This window comes from Streptomyces sp. NPDC088387 (assembly GCF_044753385.1).
GTDB lineage: Bacteria > Actinomycetota > Actinomycetes > Streptomycetales > Streptomycetaceae > Streptomyces.
Map to the genome: position 1 here is coordinate 17,938 of NZ_JBIVNC010000017.1, position 17,656 is coordinate 35,593.

Below are 17,656 nucleotides of genomic sequence, written 5' to 3' on the forward strand. Positions count from 1 at the left end.
ATTCCGTGTGTTCAGCGGATGTGATGGGGCACGGGGTTGTCCGCGGGACGGGGCAGACCCGGTAGTGCGGAGGACGGCGGAGCGGGCCGGGGCGCGGGTGTGTGGGTGGTCAGTTGCGGGGAACGGGCGCGGGCGGCGTGGGTGCGGGCGCTCAGCGGCCGGCGAGTCATCCCCAGGCGGCGGCCGACCTCGTCGTAGACGTCGTTACCGGCGCGCGGCCGGACCGCGACGACGTGGATCTCCCTGTGATGTGCGGACCCCGCGGGTGCCGGACGGACGCCGTAGACGACGCGCCAGTCCTTTCGGGAGTCCACGAAGAGCTTTCGATAGCCCTCCAGGTCGCCGTCGAGGCGCAGTCCGAAGCGCTGTGCGTTCACGACGTCCTGCAGATAGGCGAGGGTGAGGTCGCGGACATCGGTGGGTGCTTGGAGGAGGTCGGTCAGGGCGCGGGGGTCGAAGCTCAGTCCGAAGGCGGCCTGTCCCTGTTCCGCAGTCATGACGTCAGTTCGTCCGGCTCGGCGTCCGCTGCTTCGGTCGTGGACCCGGTTTCTGCCCGTACGGATGGCGGAGGGCCGGGCAGCAGACGGTGCGCGGGCCGGTCGGGAGAGGTCATACAGGCTGACAGCGGACCACCCGGGGCGCGGATCGCCGCGATGGCGTGGGCAAGGAAGTCCCGGTGCCAGAGAAACAGGCCGCTCAGGCCGGCTTCGCGGTCCTTGTGCTGCTGGTAGGCCAGCCACAGAGCATGGAGCCAGGCCACGACATCGTCGTGCTCCTGCCATTGCAGGCACCAGGGCGCCGCGGTGGTGACCTCCGCTCCGTAGACCGGGAGAAGAAAGTCGTCGACCCAGTCCGACAGGGCGTCGAGTTCGTCTTCCCTTGCTTCCCCGTCGAGTTCCAGGATCGGACGGGGCTCAGGCGGGGCGTCATTGGGCGGTCCGCCGAGCCCTGGCATTCCGTACGCGGCGAACGGCGATCCGCCTGGTTCCGGAGTGGACGCGAGATGGTCGAGTTGCTGAGCCTGTTGCGCCGACTGTTGCATGAGCCGTCGGACGCTCGCTTCGATTCCCTCAAGCTGCGGATCGGGAATGCGCACCGGCTCCAACTCCCCGTCGCCGGACGGATTTATGGCTGCGGGCATGAGAAAGTTGAGCCTCCTACGAGACGCAGAATGAGAGACGGGGAAGTGACGACGCGAAGAGCGGTCGGTGAGTTAACTGTCCCCCTGTCCGGCCTGGCAACTAGGCCGCCGGTCGACTCGGCAGGGAGCGCGCTCGTTACTCAGACAGCGAGAACCACGTCGTCTTGGGTGAGGGTCTCGTGCATCGTTTCGGTGAGCCGTTCGGCTGCGATCGACGCGTAGTGCTCGGTCTTCTCTACGCCGACGAAGTCGCGACCTTCCAGCAGAGCGGCCACGCCCGTGGAGCCGGAGCCTGCGCAGAAGTCGAGGACTGCGCCCCCCTCGGGGCTGATCTTGACCAGCTCGCGCATCACCTCGACGGGCTTTTGTGTGATGTGCTGGCGCTTCGGGCCCGAGGGTTGCGATGCGGAATACAAGCCGGGCAGATAGACCGGGTTTCGAGAGCCGTCAATCGCTCCCTTCGATGCCCAGACGATGAATTCACAGTTCTGGGTGAACCGGCCCTTCTGGGGCCTGGCCTGCGGCTTGTGCCAGGCCAGCACCCCGCGCCACAGCCACCCGGCGGCCTGGATCGCGTCCGTTGTGGTCGGGAGCTGACGCCAGTCGGTGAAGAGCAGTGCTGCTCCGCCGGTCTTCGTCAGGCGGTGCGCTTCGGTCATGATCTGTGTCAACCAGAACCCGTACGACCTCTGGTCCATGTTCTCGCCGGTGAAGTCGGCGAGGTCGTTGTTGGACCCGGCGGAGGTGTACTTCTGCTTCGCGGACCGGGTTGTGCGCTCCTTCGCAGTCCTCCCTCCACTGTTGTACGGCGGGTCGGTGATGACGGAGTCGACGCAGTCGTCCGGAAGGCCGGCGAGGACGCTGAGGGCGTCGCCCTGGTGCAGGGAGAACGGCAATGAGAAACCCCTATTCGGGTGCGGAATCGCGGAATGAAAGTGCTGCCTCGCGCAGGAGTCCTCGCGGGCCGGGAGCGGGCATTCAGAAGCCCGTGGCCGCAAACCGAGGAGGGCGAGAGGGGAGTCCAAAAACTGTAGAGGCGAATCCGCCGACGGCCAAGAAATCCCTTGCCGAGGTGCCGGATTCCGATACCTCACGCCGATTTTTTGGTCAACCGCCGATCCGTGCCTACTGTTTCTGAACCGCTCGGCGCACGCCGTCGGCCACTTCGGCCGCACTGACGAAGATTCCCATGGCCCAGCACACCTGGCTCACGGCCCGGCCACGCGGAGCGAGCGGCAACTCGCCCACACCGGCCCGTCCCGATCGCCCACCCCGGCCGCCGCGCCCTTCCGAGGCACGTCGCGCACGCGGTACGTCGGGCGCCACATCCGGAAGGACACCTCTTGACGTCTCGCCACCCATCATTGCCGGTAGCCGCTGAAGCACGAGTGGTCTGCTCCGGTTGAAAGGGCTCGTCGTCGGCATCGGCGTCGTCTTCCTCGCCCCAATCCTGATCGCCGGCACCGGCATGATGCTGGCCTCCACCGCCGACGCCGTGCAAAACAGCGGCTCCTTCAGTAACTGCTCGACCGACATCGACACTGACGAGGTAGCCGAACAGGTCGCCAAGTTCCTCGACGGAGCGTCCGGTCAGGACGTCCGCGTCGAAGGCCTGGACCTGCCCGCCGAGCAAGTCCCCAACGCCCGGACGATCGTGGCCGCCGGCCTCTCGCTCGACGTCCCCGAGAAGGGCCGGGTCATCGCGCTCGCCACGGCGATGCAGGAGAGCCGACTGCGCAACCTGAACTACGGCGACCGCGACTCGCTCGGCCTGTTCCAGCAGCGCCCGTCCCAAGGCTGGGGCAACGCACAGCAGATCCGTGATCCGGTCTACGCCTCCGAGCAGTTCTACAAGCACTTGCTCAGGGTGGACGGCTGGCAGCAGATGACCGTCACCCAGGCCGCCCAAGCCGTGCAGAAATCCGGCCTGCCGGACGCATACGCGCAGTGGGAGACCCTGGCCGCTGCGTTGCAGGGCGCCATCGCCGAGACCTTCCCCAGCGGCGGCGGCGACGCGGACGAAGAGCAACCGCCAGCCGGCTGTACGCCGGACCAGGACGGCTCCGCCTTCGGCCCGATCCCCGAGGGAAGCGTCCCGAATGGCTACGCGATCCCCAAGAAGGCCGATCCGAAGGCACGCAAGGCCATCGAGTGGGCGATGCACCAGCTCGGCACGCTCTACCAGTGGGGCGGGTCCTGCACCGACCCGCACGGCCCCGACCCCATGGGCCGCTGCGACTGCTCCAGCCTCATGCAACAGGCGTACGCACACGCCGGCGTAACCCTGACCCGCACCACCTATACGCAGATCACCGAGGGCAGAGCGGCATCGCCCGCACAACTTGAGCCTGGTGACCTGATCTTCAGCCGTGGCACCACCGCCCGGCCCGAGCACGTCGGCATGTACATGGGCGAGGGTCTCGTGATCGAGGCGCCGCGCACCACCAAGCCGGTCCGGATCACCCCGATCAAGGACTGGACGGTTCTCGCAGCCCGCCGCGTCCTGTGACGCCTCTGTCGCCCGGAACCCGCACTGGGCGGGAGGCCGCCGCGGTCACGTCCGCGCCCCGAGCGCCACTCCCCCGCCGCTTCCCGTCTTTCCGCCGGCCCCGCCCGGCCCGCGTATACAAGGAGCCCCGCCACACTCATGTCCGTCCCCCTCGCAGACCGCGTCATCCAGCTCGCCTACGATCCAGGAATCACGCCTCAGGGCGGCGGTTTGCCTGGGCTGAGTGTGCTGAAGAACGTGGTCAACAGCATCAACATGTTCGGGATCATCGCCGTTGTCGGAGCCCTCGCCGTCTCACTGGGCGTATGGGCCTGGGGGCACCACACCGGTGGTCACCAGGCTGAGGCCAACGGGAAGAAGGGCGCGGTCGTGGCCGCCGGGGCTGCCCTCGGTCTGGGCGCCGCGAATGGAATCGTGGCCTTCTTCTCCGGCCTGGGGGCTCAGGTCCAATGATGCGCCGTCGCTTTCCCTCCGTTTCGCTGTCCTCGTACGGCGCGGGCTGGTCGGCCAACCGACGCGTCGCGATCGTCGCCTGCGTCGTCGCCGTCCTGCTCGTCATCGCCGGGGTCGTCGCCCTGCTGACCGGCAATGGGAACGGACACCAGGAGCCGGACACCGCCGTGCCCGCCCCGGCTGACAGCCCGTCCTCCACCGAAGTGACCCCGAGCCCTTCCTCCGGATCCGGATCAGTGCCCACACCCGCGCAAATCGCCGAGCCGATCGGGTTCGCGATGGCGGCGGCGCAGATGCTGTGGTCCTACGACAGCCGCGACACCAGCCGCGACCAGCAACTCGCAGGCATGCGGGCCTGGATGACCAAGGAGACCGAGTACGCCGACTGGGCGTCCATCTCGGGACAGGTTCCCGATCCGGTGCTGTGGTCACGGATGGCCGACCAGGACCAGCACGCCACTGGCACGGTCACCGAAGGCCACTACCCCAGCGCGTTCAAGCAGGCACTGGCCGAGGACCCGTCCGCGATCACCGAGGCGTACATCTACGTCGTCACCGTCAACGGCAAGCAGGAGATCTCCTGGAAACAGGGCGGTGCCGGAGCCGAGGACCGGGCCGTGACCCTCGCCGTCCAGTGCCGCCCGAACGCCGACTGCACCCTGGCCGCCATCGCCCCGAGCGTCACCCAGTGACCCGCACCAGACAAGAAAGTCAGGAGTAACGCACTGTGGGTTTCTGTGATTACCCCCTGGCCGACAAGCTGTGTGCGGTCGGTGACGCCGTGGATTTCGCGTCGGACCCCGCCAAGGCCATGGGTGACTGGATGGCGAAGTCCGCCGGTGAACTGGCAGCCGCGGCGGCCGACTTGGCTGCCGAGGCGGTCGACACCACCACGAGAGTGGATCTGAACGCCGGATGGTTCGTCGACAACTACGAGATGCTGCTTCCACTTGGCCTGGTCCTGCTGGTCGCCACCTTCTGCGCGCAACTGGTTCGGGCTGCCGTCCGACGCGACGGACAAGCCCTCGCACAAGCGTTCACCGGCACCGCGTCCGGAGTGCTGTTCGCGTTCTGCGCCATCACGATGACCACGGTCGCCGTCGAAGTGGTCGACGCCGTCAGCGACGGACTGTTCAAGGCCGCGCATCTGAACATCGAGTCGGCCGTGCGCCGCATGCTGAAGGTCGGCCAGATCCCGGGGCTCTCTGTGTTGGGCTGGCTCGTCGCCGTCGTCGCCGGTCTCGGCTCCGCCATGGGCGCCACTCTCTACTGGTGCGTGATGATGGTCCGCAAGGTCGGCATCCTCGTCATGGTCACGCTGGCCGTCTTCGCGTCCGCGGGCGGCGGCTGGGAGGTCGCACGCCGGTGGCGCAAGGGATGGATCGAGGCCACCGCCACCCTCGTCGTCTCCAAGCTGCTGATGACCGTGATCTTCGTGCTAGGTGTCGCCGCGATGGGCGAGACCGAGCCCAAGGACGGTATCGCCGCCCTGGCTGACGTCATGTCCGGCATCGTGATCATGGTCCTGGTGCTGCTGTGCCCCTACGCCGTCTTCAAGTTCGTCCACTGGGCAGCCGATGGCACCGACGGCGAGTCCATCCACCGGGCCGGGGGTGCGGGCGTCCAGATCGCCAAGGCCCATGCCGAGAACGCAGCCCGCAAGGCTGCCGCGGCAGGAGCTGCGGCTGGAACAGGGGGTGCGGCAGCTGGTGCGGCGGCCGCGCCGCACGGTCCCGACGCCGACGACGCTGGCGGTTTTCCCGGCGATGTCGCCGCCGGTCCGACCGCAGGCAGCGGAGGCGGTAAGGAGGACGCCCAGGGTGCCACGAACAGCTTGCCCGTTGTCGGTACCGTCAAGTCCGGGCTGGAGAAGGCCGTGCGGCCCGCACCGACGGACGTGTCCGACGACACCAGCAGCCGGGTCGGCGGCAGCCCGGGACCGGGCGGATCCGGTACCAGCGCAGCGTCCGGCCAGGGCGGTGGTTGGCAGTCCACTCCACCGGCCCCGGCCCCGCCGCCGCAAGGCGCGCCCCCGTCGTCCGGCTCAACTACCGCCGCGTCGAGCGGGCCTGGCTCACCGACGCCGCCTCCGGCCGGCCCCTGATCCCCTGCCCGACTCCCGGGGGCGGGATGTGCACGCGCCCTCCCGCCCCCGGGTCCCACCCGCGCCTCCAGGAATCCCTTGACTGATCTCTCCGTCACCCCGGTCACGGTGAAGTTTCCGCACAGGAGCCGCCGCGGCATCCTCCTCGGCCTCTCCATGCCCCAACTCGTGCTTGTCTCATGCACATTGGCGCTGCTCCTGATGACGGTGGTGTCCACCGGACTGCTCGGCGCCCTCGTCCTGGCCCCGTTGTGGGCCACGTCCGGTGCGCTCGTCACGATCCGACGGCATGGCCGCTCGCTCATCGACTGGGCGCCGATCGTCGCCCGCTACGCACACCGCCGGCGCACCGGCCAGACGCTCTGGCTTGCCCGGCCTCGCACCCGGCCCCGGCAGGACGGCGTCCTCCAGCTGCCCGGCACCACCGCCTCTCTCAAGGTCGTCACCCCTGGCGACTCCGCCAACGGCGCCGCAGCCGTGCACGACCCGCACCAACAGACCCTGACGGCCGTCGCCCGCGTCAGCAGCCGCGCCTTCGCGCTCCTCGACCCGGCCACCCAGAATCACCACGTGAACAGCTGGGGGCGCGCCCTGGCGAGCATCGCCCGCACCGGGCACATCGCCACCGTGCAGGTGCTGGAACGTACCGTCCCGGACGGCGGCGACTCCCTCACCCGCCACTGGACCCAGCACGGGCACGCCCAGACGCCGGTGGCCGGACAGATCTACTCCGAGCTGGTCGCCTCTGCCGGTCCTGCCGCTGCCCCGCACGAGACCTATCTCGCCATCGCCCTCGACCTCAAAGCCGCCCGGCGCCTGATCTCGCAGGCCGGCGGAGGGCTGCCCGGCGCGTTCACCGTCATGGAGCAGACCACCGCCTCGATCGCGCAGGCCGCCCGCAATGCCGGGCTCCAGGTCACCGGTTGGCTGAGCGCACGGGAAATCGCCGCCGTCGTCCGCACCGCCTACGACCCCAAGGCCCTCGCCGCCCTGCAGCAATGGTCCGAGACCGGCAGCGCCGAGGCCGACCCGGCAGCCGCAGGTCCCGTTGTCCAGTTCGAGGAATACGACCGCCTCGCCACCGACACCGCGCGGCACGCGACCTATTGGGTGGAGAACTGGCCGCGCACCGAGGTGGGAGCCGGGTTCCTGCAGGGGCTCATGTTCACGGCCGGGGTGCGCCGTTGCCTCTCCCTCATCTACGTGCCGCAAGGGCTTGAGTCCGCACTGCGGGACGTCCAGCGCAAGAAGTCAGCGATCATCGCCGACGCCAACGAACGTGCCCGCCGCGGGCAGGTGGATTCCGAAGAGGACTCCGTCGAATACGCCGACGTCAAGACCCGCGAACGCCAGCTCATCGCCGGTCATGCCGATGTCGCCCTGACCGGCTTGGTCACCGTCACAGCCGAGACCGACGCCCTCTTGGACGCCGCCTGCGCACAGATCGAGACCCGCGCCGTCACCTCCGGCGTCGATCTCCGCCGGCTCAACTACCAGCAGCCCGACGCCTTCGCCCTCGCCGCGCTCCCGCTCGCCCGGACCGCCCTGTGAACCGATTCCGTCCCCGCCTGACAGCAGCATCGCCGGCTGTCCTGCGATCACCCACGACGGGCCAGCCGTCACGGCCCCTGCCGTCCGGCAGGAAGGACCATCACCGTTGACCTTTCCCCTGCGTCCGGACGACGCACACCCCTACCTCCGCGCCGCGAGCGCCGGCATCCGCCACCACACCAGAGCCCTGGCCCTGTCGGAGACGAACCCGCCCAAGAGGGCGGACCGCCCGCACCTTGACGTACTGCACGCTCACCTCACCGCGCTGCACCAGCTTGTGGACAGGCTCGCCGACAGCACCCGGCCTGCGCACCCCGCCGCCGGCCGCCACCTCACCATCGCGCACACCCGGCTCTGGCAGGCCACCAGCGAAGTCCACTCCGCCTTCCATCTGCTGCCCAGCACAACGACACAAGCTGAGCTGGAAGCCTGCCATCCGGAGCAGCTGCCCGAAGGACCCCCCGTGCTGACGATCTGCCAGCGTCACCTCGCCTCCGGACACGCGGTGCGCCGCAAGACCACCCCCACCGACCTCCGCCCGCACACCACGGCCTGCGTGCGATGAGCACCACCCGCAGAGACGAGCGCCCCCGATGAGCCACCGGCCCGCCCGACGCGCGTCCGCCAGCCCACTCTTCACCCCTCACGACACCGACCGCGCCAGCCGCAAAGCCGCCCGCCGTCAGCTCGCCGAGACCACCGCCAAGGTTCGCGCGGAAGCAGGCGCTCATCAGACTGAAAACACGTCCACGGAGGGCGAGTTGCCCGTGGCGCTCTACCCACCGAACGGACGGCCCGGGCCCGCCTCCGCCCGGTGGAACCGGCTGAAACTGCCCGCCCACCGCATGACGACAGCCGTGGCCGCCGGGGCCTACCCCTTCCTCGCCGAAGGCGGACTCGGCGCCGAGGGCATCTACATCGGGCGCGACGTCCACGCCGAAGCGTCGTTCGTCTTCGATCCGTTCGCGCTGTACGGCAAGGTCGAAGGGTTCACCAACCCCAACCTCCTACTTGCCGGGGTGATCGGACAGGGCAAGAGCGCGCTCGCCAAGTCCTTCGCGCTGCGTTCGGCCGCCTTCGGCTACCGCGTCTACGTGCCTTGTGACCCGAAGGGCGAGTGGACTCCGGTGGCACAAGCTCTCGGTGGCCGGTCCGTCGCTCTCGGCCCCGGCCTGCCCGGACGCCTGAACCCCCTGGACGCGGCCCCGCGCCCGGAGAACGTCACCGAGGCCGACTGGGTGGGCGAGACCCGCAAGCGCCGCCTGCTCCTGCTGGGCTCGCTGGCCCGGACGGTTCTGGGCCGGGCCCTTATGCCCATGGAGCACACAGCCCTTGACGTCGCCCTGGATGCCGTCGTCTCCCGCGCCGCCGACACACACCGCACGCCTCTCCTCGGCGACATCGCGACCACCCTCAACAACCCCAGCGCACTCGACGAGGCAGCCGGAGCGATGTCGGGCCGGCTCGGTGACGCCGCCCGGGACCTGGCCCACGCAATGCGCCGCCTCGTCCACGGTGACCTTGCCGGCATGTTCGATGCCCCCTCTACCGTCTCGTTCGACCCGAACGCGCCAATGCTCACCATCGACCTGTCCCGGCTCGGCGGCTCCGGCGACGACACCGCCCTCGTCCTCGCGATGACCTGCGCGAGCGCCTGGATGGAGTCCGCCCTCTCCGACCCGAACGGCGGCCGGCGCTGGATCGTGTACGACGAGGCATGGCGGCTGATGCGACACGTCGGCCTCCTACAGCGCATGCAGGCCCAATGGAAACTCTCCCGGGGCCTCGGCATCGCCAACCTCATGGTGATCCACCGGCTGTCCGACCTGCTCACCGCCGGTGACGCCGGATCACAGGGCCGCGCCCTGGCCGAAGGACTCCTCGCCGACTGCTCCACCCGCATCATCTACCGCCAGGAAACCGACCAACTCCACGCCGCAGCCTCCTTGCTCGGCCTGACCTCCGTCGAAATGGACGCCATCGCCCACCTCAACCGAGGCCGTGGCCTATGGAAAGTCGCCGGACGATCTTTCATCGTCCAGCACCTCCTTCACTCACACGAGCTGGCGCTCTTCGACACCGACGCCCGCATGCACTGAAAGGTCCGTGAGTTCACGAATACCGACGTGCTGATTCCCATGAACCGAAGGGTGGTGGAGCAATGACGAGCCTAACCGAAAGGCTAACGCGGGGCACCCAGGGCTCGGTATCGGTCGAATGCCTCGCGGGCGTCCGGTATGAACTCCGATCGGCGGACGAACTCTTCGATCTCGAGCTCGGTCAGCCAGTCGCACCAGGCGACTTCCTTGGGGTCGGGCTGAACCGGCGCTGTGATCACGACTTCATGAAGGCCCAGCCAGTAGGGGCTGATCACGCCGTCACACAGGAACTTGAACACGAAGCGGGGATCGGCCCGGACTCCGAGCTCCTCCGCCAGTTCCCTGACCGCGGCTTCCTCATACGACTCGCCAACGTCGACGGCACCACCGAACATCCAGTTGAACTGCCCGGGGAAGCGGGAATCATCGTCCGGGCGACGGTGCACAAGGATCCGTCCATCGCCGTCGCGGCACACGATTGTCGCGATGCGGTGCAGCCAACGCTCCCGAATCGCCTCACCACGCTCGACGACCGCCACGACGTGGTCCTGCTCATCGACCCGCTCAACCAGTTCACCCATGCGACACACGATCGCAGGAACCTCTCTCGCGATCACGTTTGGGTGTCCGCCCTACCTCACGCAGTGGGTGCCGACGTCGCCGTCGGCCAGGTCCGGGTGCTCGAGAGTGTTGGCGTAACGGACTGCGGCGGAAATCGAGAGCCCGAAGAGATCACAGATGCGTCGGACGTCTCCGCCAGTTGCGTGGATCTCCTGAAGGATGCGGTCCTCCCGCAGAGCCTGAGGCTTCAACTGGGCTGCGATCCATGGAAAGTTGCGGCTCACCGGTGTAGTTCGCGGTGCCGTCTTCCGGTTGATGAAGAGGTGCGCGTTGCTCGTCGCGGGCCAGATCTTCGACCGATGGTCGAGGTAGGCAGACAAGCGGGTCAGGACTGGACCGGCCAGCGGGATCGTTCGGTCCTGCAGGGTCAGGCGCCCGTCCCGGATGTCGGTCAGCTTCATCGCCGCCAACTGCGGGCTGGTCACCGCATGGAAGGCGACGAGCGCGACGGCCAGGGCCACAGCGGGGTCAGGCGAGTTGAGCGCCTTGCGGATGGCCCCGCTGTCCAGCGGGAGGGGCACCGTGGCGTTGACGGGAGTGATGGGAAGTCCACGCGTCGGGTCGGTAAAGATCATCTTTCGGGCCTTGAGGACCTTGAACAGCGAGCGGAAGCCTTGCTCGGCGAAGTTGCGGTGTGCCCCTCTGGCTGGGAGAGCGGCGAGGAAGTCCTTGCGACTTACCTCGGCCAGAGACTGGCGCCCCGTTTCCGCCCACGTTCGCAGGATGGGGCTCATGCCGAGAATGTGCAGGTGGGCGGTCTGCGGGTGCCGGGCCCGCCTGCGAGGCGCCTGCCGGCTTCCTTCGATCATGACATCAAGCCACGTCTGGAGCTGGGTCACCATCGTCGGCGGCAGGTCGGCGGTGTGTTTGGTGAAGTAGTGCCGTACGGCCAGCGTGCGGTCGTCGATGAGCAGGTCGGCCGCGGCCAGGATCTCCAGCGTCGAGAGCGCGGTGCCGCCGATCCGTGGCAGTTCGAGGACGTCACTGGCGTGGATCTTCGCTCCGGGGGTGTCCTGAAGGGCGTGCAGGAGCTTAAGGGAGCGTTTGACCTCGTTGGTGAGCTTCTTGCTCCAGCCGTGCCGAGCGGCGTGGTCACGCATGACGGAGTCGCAGAAGGCCAGCATTTCGGTGTCGGGGACAGCGATGCGTCGCTTCAGGGCTCCCTGGTTCGGCGGCATGCGGAACAGCAGCAGTTGTCTCCACCGCAGCGCCGTGAACTCGGTTACCTCGAGGCGTTGTTGGACTGTTCCGACGTCTGCCGGTTCACCCGGCGAGCGGTGCCGTTTGCCACGCGGCACGTAGGTGTGATGCAGGTTGGCCAGGTAAAGCTGTTGGCCGTTGCGGCTGACCGCCGCGAGATCGACCGCCCGGCCGGGCTCCTTCACACGACGGCCTTCCACACTGCACAGGCGGCACGTTCCGGCGTCGCCGATCGTGGTGTGGAAGCCGCACACCATGCATTCGGCCGTCGGATAGTGGGTTGCCCACCAGCGGCAGCTCCAGCAGTACCAGCTGTGGGCACGGTGGACACCCCAGGCCAGGCAGCTACGGCACGACCCGGGGTGCATCGGGGCGCCGGGATGGCACGAGTCGCACTGCCCCTGGCTGAAGTACCTGTCACGGGACCCACAGCTTCGGCACGGAGGTGGCCCGACCGGGCCTCCGGGCAAGCACTCGTAGCAGAACTCCATCCGTGGTTTGGACCACGCAATGCGGTTGACCTGGCAGATCGCGCACTTCGGAGGCGGCGGGGTGCTCACAGTGGCGGTTCCGATCGAGGACGTCCGAACCGTGGTGTGACCACCACGGAAGTGTCTGACGTGGCGGACGCTGCCTGCTGCGGCTGGGGGCGGCGGGCGGCGACCTTGTCGGGCTCTCGGATCAGCAGCGCGGTGGGGTCGCAGTCGAGGACGGCACAGATCACGTCCAGGTCATCGAGGCGGATCGTGGTCGGGGCGCCGGTCCACAGCGCCGACATCTTCCCCGCGCTGATCTCCAGTCCGGCCGCGGCAAGTTGGCGGCGCATATCCGTGGACTTCCAGATGCCGCACTCGGCCGCCTTCATCCGCAGATTCCAGCGCACGGGGTCACACCTCCATTTCGAAACGAGCTTCGAGCCGCTGATTGGCCTGTGTCCACGCCCGTTCGATGTGCTCGCTGCGCACGTGGATGTAGCGGGTCGTGGTGGACAGCCATTCGTGCCCGAGCAGCTCCTGAAGCGCCTTGAGATCCATCCCGTCGCCGTACAGAGAGGAGGCGCAGTAGTGCCGAAGGACGTGGGGAGTCAGGCGTCCCGCCCACGCTGGGAGCCAGAGCTTCGTCTGGGCCTTCAGCGCCTGACGCAGGGCGTCGTCGCCGACCCGCGCGCACCGGTTGAGCAGCTCGTCGTGACGCTCGCTGGGCAGCATCGGCGCGTCCGGATCCGACCAGTCAGCCCCGAACTGGTGGCGGACCTCTGCAAGCCACCAATCGATCAACTGATCCGCGCCGTTGATGGCGGGGACCAGCCGGGGCTTGGCACCGCGACCTCTGCTGCCCATGCCGAACCGGACATGCAGCTTCCCGAACTCACCCAGGTCAGGACGCCAGTCGCGGATGTCAAGCATGATCGTCTCGTTGATCCGCAGGCCCAGCCGTCGCCAGAGCGAGGCGGCGAAGTAGTTCCGCGCCGCAGGCAGGTACTTGCGCGACTCGGGAATGCTCGCGCGCCACTGACGGAACAGCACATCGACCTCAGTGTCGGACGGAGGGATACGCAGCTCCCCCGCCGCCCGGCCCGGAGGCCGGTTGTACTCGTCGATCGGCTGCTCAACGACGTATCCCGTCAGCGCATGGATGTCGCCCTGGTAGCGGCTGACCACGAAGTCGAAGAACTGAGCCACCGTACCGGCCTTGCCAGCACGTGTGTTGGCGGTGTTGCCCAGACGCCGGAGGCCCGCCAGGAACCGATCTGCGTCGTCGCAGGTAGCCGTCCACAACGGGCCCGACAAGGTTCGTGCGAAGTCGATCACCACCGACCGACTACTCCCGATGTAGCCATCGGTCAGGCCAGCAGACGCCATCGCCAACGCGTACTGGTCGACAATCTCCTGCTCGAAGACCTCGACCTCCTCGACCGTGCGCAGGGCTCGGGCCGAGGCCAGGTTACGGACGACAGCAAGGGTCATCGGCCGCTCGGTTCACAGAACTGGCGCATGCGTCAGAGATACAGCCAAGGCTTCAGGAATCCCGACGGAACGACGGATTCTTCATCCCGTCGAGTGAACCCCCGCCGACCTGCACCTGCTGGTCACGACAACGCACCCGCGAGAATCGAACCCGCGGGAGTAGAGACAAACGGCAAGAGGCTCATGGAACCCGATATTCAGCGCGAACTGATCCCGCACGCCACCACCCTCCACCTCATCGACGCGCTCAACTCCCTCAAGGGCAAACTCTCCAAAGCATTCGAGCAATGGGAACTGCTGGACGACACCGGCCAGGTCCCGGCCTCACCGTCCTACACAGCACTCCTCCAGCACACCACCAACGCCCAGGCTCTCGCCCGTGATGTCGCCCAGCTGACCGCAGACTTCGCCCGTACCAGCCACAGCACGAACCGTGCCGGCAGCACCGTCCTCACACACCTGGCGTCAGCGGTCACCCTGTCGAGCCGGGCCATCCCGCACTTCGCCGAGACTGCGCAGAACGCGCTCTCACTGCCCCGGCCGCACATCGAGAACGACCGATACTTCCGGGACAACCGCATGCTCATCGAACACGCGACGGCGCGTGCCTCTCTGCGGCGCGCGTCGGAGTCACTCGGCAATGCGGTCCAGGAACTCACCGACCACCTCGACCTCCACCGCTTCTTCCGCCCGCCCACACAGCATCAGAGCCCGATACCGCCGCCCAAACCGGAAGGGCGCCACCGCTGACCCGGGCCGCCCTCACCCCATCAAGGAGTTCCCTGAACCGCCCCACCCACCTCAGCAACACCGACAACCTCCATCCACCGGACCCGTCACACCGCACACCGACCTCCCGCAAGAGGAGCCGTGGCTGATGACGGAACGAGTGCCTCAGACGCCCTCCGCGCGGCTGCGCTCGCACCGCTTCCCGACCATCGCCGCGTGGGCACCCGCTGGTGGGAGCGGTTGTGGCGCCGCCACGCGCACATCACCACACCGCTGCGAGAGCGCGGGCTGGAGTGCGACGTCGAATTCGGCCTCAGCGCCTACGTGGTGCGCGTATCGCTACCCGACGACAGCTACCTGATCATCAGCCCGCCGCAGGAGCCCTCCTCCGACCGTCCGCTGGGAGACCCGGAGGGGTGGATCGTGACCCGTGAACACCCCGACGACCAAGCGTTGTTCGAGGTCCTCTACGACTCGGCTCCCTCCAACGTCGCGGGCGCCCCCGAGCGGCCCGAAGCCTGTCACGGCGGTAGCGCCCAACACCTCATCGAGGCGATCGACCATCGCCTCGCCCAGCTCGGGCTCCTCCCACACCCCGTCTCGCACGAGCGGCCCCGGCATGTCCACCCGGCCCGGCCGACGCGAGCCGGGGGACCGGCACAGCCACGCCACATCCGATAGCGCCGTCCCATCCCTTCAGGAACACATGCCGTCACGTCGCACCGACCTGTCCTCATTCGCCGCCCGCCTCGCCGCCCGCCTGCCCGGCGCCTGGACCAGCGAATATCAGCACCGCTCGCAGTACACCGATCAGTTCCCACGCATCAAGCACCTCTGGGACCGCGGCCACATCGAGTACATCGTCAGCCAGTACGACCTCACCCACGACGCCGTGCTCCACGGTCCGGCCGGCCAGCGGTTGTACGCAATCGACCGCCCCCTCCACACACACCAGTTCGTCGTAGCACCACTCATCCCCGACAGCGCACACATCAAGCCTCACCACCTCGACGCAGTCAGAGAACCTCACGGCATCGCCGTTCCCAACGACCCCGCGCGGGCGGCGGCGCGTGTCACCCGGCGACTGCTGCCCCGATACGAGCAAGCCCTGTACACACTCCTCACCCATGCAGCGAACCAGCCTGAGCCCCCGCGCCGGCCCAGTCCGCCCCAGGTCGACCAGGTCCTCACCCTGACCCTGTACAGCGACGGAGCCCTCGGCGCACCGTACGAAACCGTGCCGGCCGATGCCCGCACGACGCTGTACGTCCACGGCTTCCAATACCACCCGCACCAAGCAGCGTTCCTGCTGCCCACCGCATACGGAGAGGAGGATCGTGCGCTGCGCGTCCACAGCGTGGTCCAGCAGCTCACGGCCAAGGGCATCGGCGTGAATCTCCGCCACTCAGCGCCCGCCACCGAAGCCCTTCCACCGGCATCACCGAAGACGGTCCGGTCCGCCGGCCGTACGCGCTGACCCTCTCCAGTTCCTTGCTCGCTCCAGGGAACTCCCCGTCCACTCGTTCCTTCATCGCGCAACGTCGAGACCATGTGCCGGCACCTCATCAGTCGCTGACCATCCGTAACCGGCAATCCCGCGGCACACTCGCGCCTGGCCGGCGCCGTGACAGATACCGAGCACCTGCTCGACGAGGCAGTCCGCGACAGTTCCGCGCCTCCAAGGGGCGCCATGCACGCATGCAGCCAGCCCATCGAAACCTGGTTCACCGATGGCGAATCGCTCTTGCACCGAGCCCGTGGGAGCACATCCCAGCTCATGGGGGCCTCCCCGTCGCGCAGCACCTGCCCGCGTCCTTACCGCAGCCCGACCCGCGCGCGGCAGGCCCTGACAGCTCCGCCCTGACACCCCGAGAAGGACCCTGCCCCTTGCAACCCGGCACCCACTTCGCATTCGGCGACCACGAGGAATACGACGTCGTCGCCTCCTTCACCTCCGCCCTGCCCGCACACATCGCCCATTGGTACCTGGAACGCGAGCAGTTCGAACCCGTTCCCGGAAAACCCGGGCTGTACCGCCTCAGCGAGCCCGAGCGCGACAGAGTCCGCCGCACCCGCCAGGCCGTCCACGATCTGCGCCGCAACGGCTACACGGTGCAGGCCGACACCCGGCTCGACCCAGACCTCTCCGCCGGCCCGGCACCCCCCGGCCCGTCCAACGGGCTCCAGGAGCGCCGCAGCCGTCTCGCCGAGGCGGCCGCCTGCCGAACGACACAGCGAACCATGCCGCCCACCACCTCCCCGCCGTCGCCCCGGCCGACCCCGCCGAAGCCCACGTACGCCCCGAGCGTCCACCTGACGGCGACGGTCGGCAGACGGTCCCGATGAAACCCACTCGGGAACGGGCGGTCCCGACGGCCCTGTCCTGGTAGCTCTCGAACTGCTCGACGGGGCCCCCGACTTCCGGCTGCCGATGGCGGTCATGGGCCGCGAGACCGAGGCCGCGCTCGCCAGGTCACGCGACCGCTACGGCCGCACCGTCCACGCCCACGCGGGGCGCCGCAGCAGCCGTACGCGTCCACGGTGACAAGGCGGCGGTGGAGGCGTACACCACCCATGTCGCCCCACACGCTGAGGCTCTCCTCGACACCGCCTGCCTCATTCTCAACGAGCTGCCGCCCGCCAGCATCTGACCGGGTGGCGCGCCGTACTGGACGGCATGGGGCGCCTCAACCGCGCCCAGCATCAAGCGCCCTGACCAGAACGTAGCCCCCAGCACCTTCCAACTTCTTAAGGAGAACGGCTAATGGCCGTGCGTACTCTGTGGACCGTGGAGCACGCCTGCTCCCACCATGCGGATCATGACCTGTCCAATCGTCCCGCCGACAAGCGGGCGGGCTTTGCCGGCTGGCTCGCGTCGAAGGACTGCACCGACTGCTGGAAGGCGGCACGCGACGCCGACTCCGAGTCCAATGAGGAGTGGCTCGCGGCGAAGCGCGCCGAGGAGCAGGAGGCAGCCGTCGCGTGGGCGAAGCGGTTCGGCATGCCCCAGTTGGACGGCCCGGAGAAGGCCCTGGACTGGGGCGAGCGCTCCCGCCACCAGCTGATGACGGCCGCGCACACCACGCTGGTCGTCGAGGGCAGTTGGGACGAGGCGGACTGGGCGGAGCTGGAGGAGAAGGCCCGATCCATCACCCGTGCCGGATGGTGGATCGACCAGCGCGACGCCGAGGGCAGTGACCTGCTCGAACTCCTCGACGCAGCCAGTGAGGCGGACCTCGGGACGGAGAACCCGTTTCGCTGACGGCGCTGGAAACATAGCCG

General features: G+C 68.4%; 19 protein-coding genes. 12 read left to right on the forward strand and 7 right to left on the reverse strand.

From position 1 onward, the window contains the following. Nucleotides 1-11 precede the first annotated feature (11 nt). The 3 genes from ACIQAC_RS34045 to ACIQAC_RS34055 form a co-directional block, all read right to left on the reverse strand. Nucleotides 12-497 (reverse strand): hypothetical protein, encoded by a 486-nt coding sequence (locus ACIQAC_RS34045; protein ID WP_402198074.1) that lies wholly within the window; start codon nucleotides 495-497, stop codon nucleotides 12-14. Next, entirely contained in the window at nucleotides 494-1,042 is a 549-nt protein-coding gene (locus ACIQAC_RS34050) for a DUF4913 domain-containing protein (RefSeq protein ID WP_402198396.1), read from the reverse strand. Before ACIQAC_RS34050 ends, ACIQAC_RS34045 begins: the two co-directional genes overlap by 4 nt. A 239-nt stretch (nucleotides 1,043-1,281) precedes the next feature. Beyond that, nucleotides 1,282-2,037 carry a DNA-methyltransferase gene (locus tag ACIQAC_RS34055; RefSeq protein ID WP_402198076.1) on the reverse strand — a complete coding sequence of 252 codons (756 nt, stop codon included), beginning with the start codon at nucleotides 2,035-2,037 and terminating at the stop codon, nucleotides 1,282-1,284. Nucleotides 2,038-2,543: 506 nt separating this feature from the next. Between ACIQAC_RS34055 and ACIQAC_RS34060 the strand changes: the two genes are divergently transcribed. The 7 genes from ACIQAC_RS34060 (at nucleotide 2,544) to ACIQAC_RS34090 (ending at nucleotide 9,857) form a co-directional block, all read left to right on the forward strand. Beyond that, nucleotides 2,544-3,650, forward strand: coding sequence for a C40 family peptidase (locus ACIQAC_RS34060; RefSeq protein WP_402198079.1), 1,107 nt, complete (start codon nucleotides 2,544-2,546; stop codon nucleotides 3,648-3,650). 138 nt (nucleotides 3,651-3,788) lie between these two features. Further along, a complete protein-coding gene (locus ACIQAC_RS34065) occupies nucleotides 3,789-4,103 on the forward strand; it encodes a DUF6112 family protein (RefSeq protein ID WP_402198081.1) in 315 nt (104 codons plus the stop codon). Continuing rightward, entirely contained in the window at nucleotides 4,103-4,795 is a 693-nt protein-coding gene (locus tag ACIQAC_RS34070) for a hypothetical protein (RefSeq protein WP_402198084.1), read from the forward strand. The genes ACIQAC_RS34065 and ACIQAC_RS34070 overlap by 1 nt, the downstream gene beginning before the upstream one ends. A gap of 35 nt (nucleotides 4,796-4,830) precedes the next feature. Then, nucleotides 4,831-6,207 carry an ATP-binding protein gene (locus ACIQAC_RS34075; RefSeq protein WP_402198087.1) on the forward strand — a complete coding sequence of 459 codons (1,377 nt, stop codon included), beginning with the start codon at nucleotides 4,831-4,833 and terminating at the stop codon, nucleotides 6,205-6,207. A gap of 78 nt (nucleotides 6,208-6,285) precedes the next feature. Then, nucleotides 6,286-7,758: an SCO6880 family protein gene (locus ACIQAC_RS34080; RefSeq protein ID WP_402198089.1), complete on the forward strand. Its 1,473-nt coding sequence runs from the start codon at nucleotides 6,286-6,288 to the stop codon at nucleotides 7,756-7,758. Nucleotides 7,759-7,864: 106 nt separating this feature from the next. After that, complete coding sequence (locus ACIQAC_RS34085) at nucleotides 7,865-8,323, forward strand: DUF6238 family protein (RefSeq protein ID WP_402198090.1); 459 nt, start codon at nucleotides 7,865-7,867, stop codon at nucleotides 8,321-8,323. Between the two features lie 28 nt (nucleotides 8,324-8,351). After that, entirely contained in the window at nucleotides 8,352-9,857 is a 1,506-nt protein-coding gene (locus ACIQAC_RS34090) for a VirB4 family type IV secretion system protein (protein WP_402198093.1), read from the forward strand. Nucleotides 9,858-9,940: 83 nt separating this feature from the next. Here the strand turns inward: ACIQAC_RS34090 and ACIQAC_RS34095 are convergent, their stop codons facing one another. From ACIQAC_RS34095 to ACIQAC_RS34110, 4 genes are all read right to left on the reverse strand, one after another. After that, nucleotides 9,941-10,438, reverse strand: a complete 498-nt coding sequence (locus ACIQAC_RS34095) for an NUDIX hydrolase (RefSeq protein WP_402198095.1) — start codon at nucleotides 10,436-10,438, stop codon at nucleotides 9,941-9,943. Between the two features lie 51 nt (nucleotides 10,439-10,489). Then, complete coding sequence (locus tag ACIQAC_RS34100) at nucleotides 10,490-11,863, reverse strand: hypothetical protein (protein WP_402198097.1); 1,374 nt, start codon at nucleotides 11,861-11,863, stop codon at nucleotides 10,490-10,492. 371 nt (nucleotides 11,864-12,234) lie between these two features. Then, on the reverse strand, nucleotides 12,235-12,561 hold the full coding sequence (locus tag ACIQAC_RS34105) for a helix-turn-helix domain-containing protein (RefSeq protein WP_402198100.1): 327 nt from the start codon (nucleotides 12,559-12,561) through the stop codon (nucleotides 12,235-12,237). Nucleotides 12,562-12,565: 4 nt separating this feature from the next. Further along, nucleotides 12,566-13,645: a tyrosine-type recombinase/integrase gene (locus ACIQAC_RS34110; RefSeq protein WP_402198101.1), complete on the reverse strand. Its 1,080-nt coding sequence runs from the start codon at nucleotides 13,643-13,645 to the stop codon at nucleotides 12,566-12,568. A gap of 183 nt (nucleotides 13,646-13,828) precedes the next feature. Here ACIQAC_RS34110 and ACIQAC_RS34115 point away from each other — a divergent pair, with 183 nt between their 5' ends. The 5 genes from ACIQAC_RS34115 to ACIQAC_RS34135 all read left to right on the forward strand — a co-directional run bounded on the left by ACIQAC_RS34115 (nucleotide 13,829) and on the right by ACIQAC_RS34135 (nucleotide 17,636). After that, entirely contained in the window at nucleotides 13,829-14,395 is a 567-nt protein-coding gene (locus ACIQAC_RS34115; RefSeq protein ID WP_402198104.1) for a hypothetical protein, read from the forward strand. Between the two features lie 195 nt (nucleotides 14,396-14,590). After that, the gene (locus ACIQAC_RS34120; RefSeq protein WP_402198106.1) at nucleotides 14,591-15,055 is read left to right on the forward strand and encodes a hypothetical protein; all 465 of its coding nucleotides are present in this window, start codon (nucleotides 14,591-14,593) and stop codon (nucleotides 15,053-15,055) included. A 25-nt stretch (nucleotides 15,056-15,080) separates the two neighbouring features. Further along, nucleotides 15,081-15,851, forward strand: a complete 771-nt coding sequence (locus ACIQAC_RS34125; RefSeq protein WP_402198109.1) for a hypothetical protein — start codon at nucleotides 15,081-15,083, stop codon at nucleotides 15,849-15,851. 410 nt (nucleotides 15,852-16,261) lie between these two features. Beyond that, nucleotides 16,262-16,720, forward strand: coding sequence for a hypothetical protein (locus ACIQAC_RS34130; RefSeq protein ID WP_402198111.1), 459 nt, complete (start codon nucleotides 16,262-16,264; stop codon nucleotides 16,718-16,720). A 418-nt stretch (nucleotides 16,721-17,138) separates the two neighbouring features. Further along, nucleotides 17,139-17,636: a hypothetical protein gene (locus ACIQAC_RS34135; protein WP_402198113.1), complete on the forward strand. Its 498-nt coding sequence runs from the start codon at nucleotides 17,139-17,141 to the stop codon at nucleotides 17,634-17,636. Nucleotides 17,637-17,656 lie beyond the last annotated feature (20 nt).

What these genes read in the sequence shown, in the direction of transcription:
- ACIQAC_RS34045 (WP_402198074.1), bottom strand. Translation starts at nt 497, where the DNA reads ATGACTGCGGAACAGGGACAGGCCGCCTTCGGACTGAGCTTCGACCCC.
- ACIQAC_RS34050 (WP_402198396.1), bottom strand. Translation starts at nt 1,042, where the DNA reads ATGCAACAGTCGGCGCAACAGGCTCAGCAACTCGACCATCTCGCGTCC.
- ACIQAC_RS34065 (WP_402198081.1), top strand. Translation starts at nt 3,789, where the DNA reads ATGTCCGTCCCCCTCGCAGACCGCGTCATCCAGCTCGCCTACGATCCA.
- ACIQAC_RS34070 (WP_402198084.1), top strand. Translation starts at nt 4,103, where the DNA reads ATGCGCCGTCGCTTTCCCTCCGTTTCGCTGTCCTCGTACGGCGCGGGC.
- ACIQAC_RS34090 (WP_402198093.1), top strand. Translation starts at nt 8,352, where the DNA reads ATGAGCCACCGGCCCGCCCGACGCGCGTCCGCCAGCCCACTCTTCACC.
- ACIQAC_RS34095 (WP_402198095.1), bottom strand. Translation starts at nt 10,438, where the DNA reads ATGGGTGAACTGGTTGAGCGGGTCGATGAGCAGGACCACGTCGTGGCG.
- ACIQAC_RS34110 (WP_402198101.1), bottom strand. Translation starts at nt 13,645, where the DNA reads ATGACCCTTGCTGTCGTCCGTAACCTGGCCTCGGCCCGAGCCCTGCGC.
- ACIQAC_RS34115 (WP_402198104.1), top strand. Translation starts at nt 13,829, where the DNA reads ATGGAACCCGATATTCAGCGCGAACTGATCCCGCACGCCACCACCCTC.
- ACIQAC_RS34125 (WP_402198109.1), top strand. Translation starts at nt 15,081, where the DNA reads ATGCCGTCACGTCGCACCGACCTGTCCTCATTCGCCGCCCGCCTCGCC.
- ACIQAC_RS34135 (WP_402198113.1), top strand. Translation starts at nt 17,139, where the DNA reads ATGGCCGTGCGTACTCTGTGGACCGTGGAGCACGCCTGCTCCCACCAT.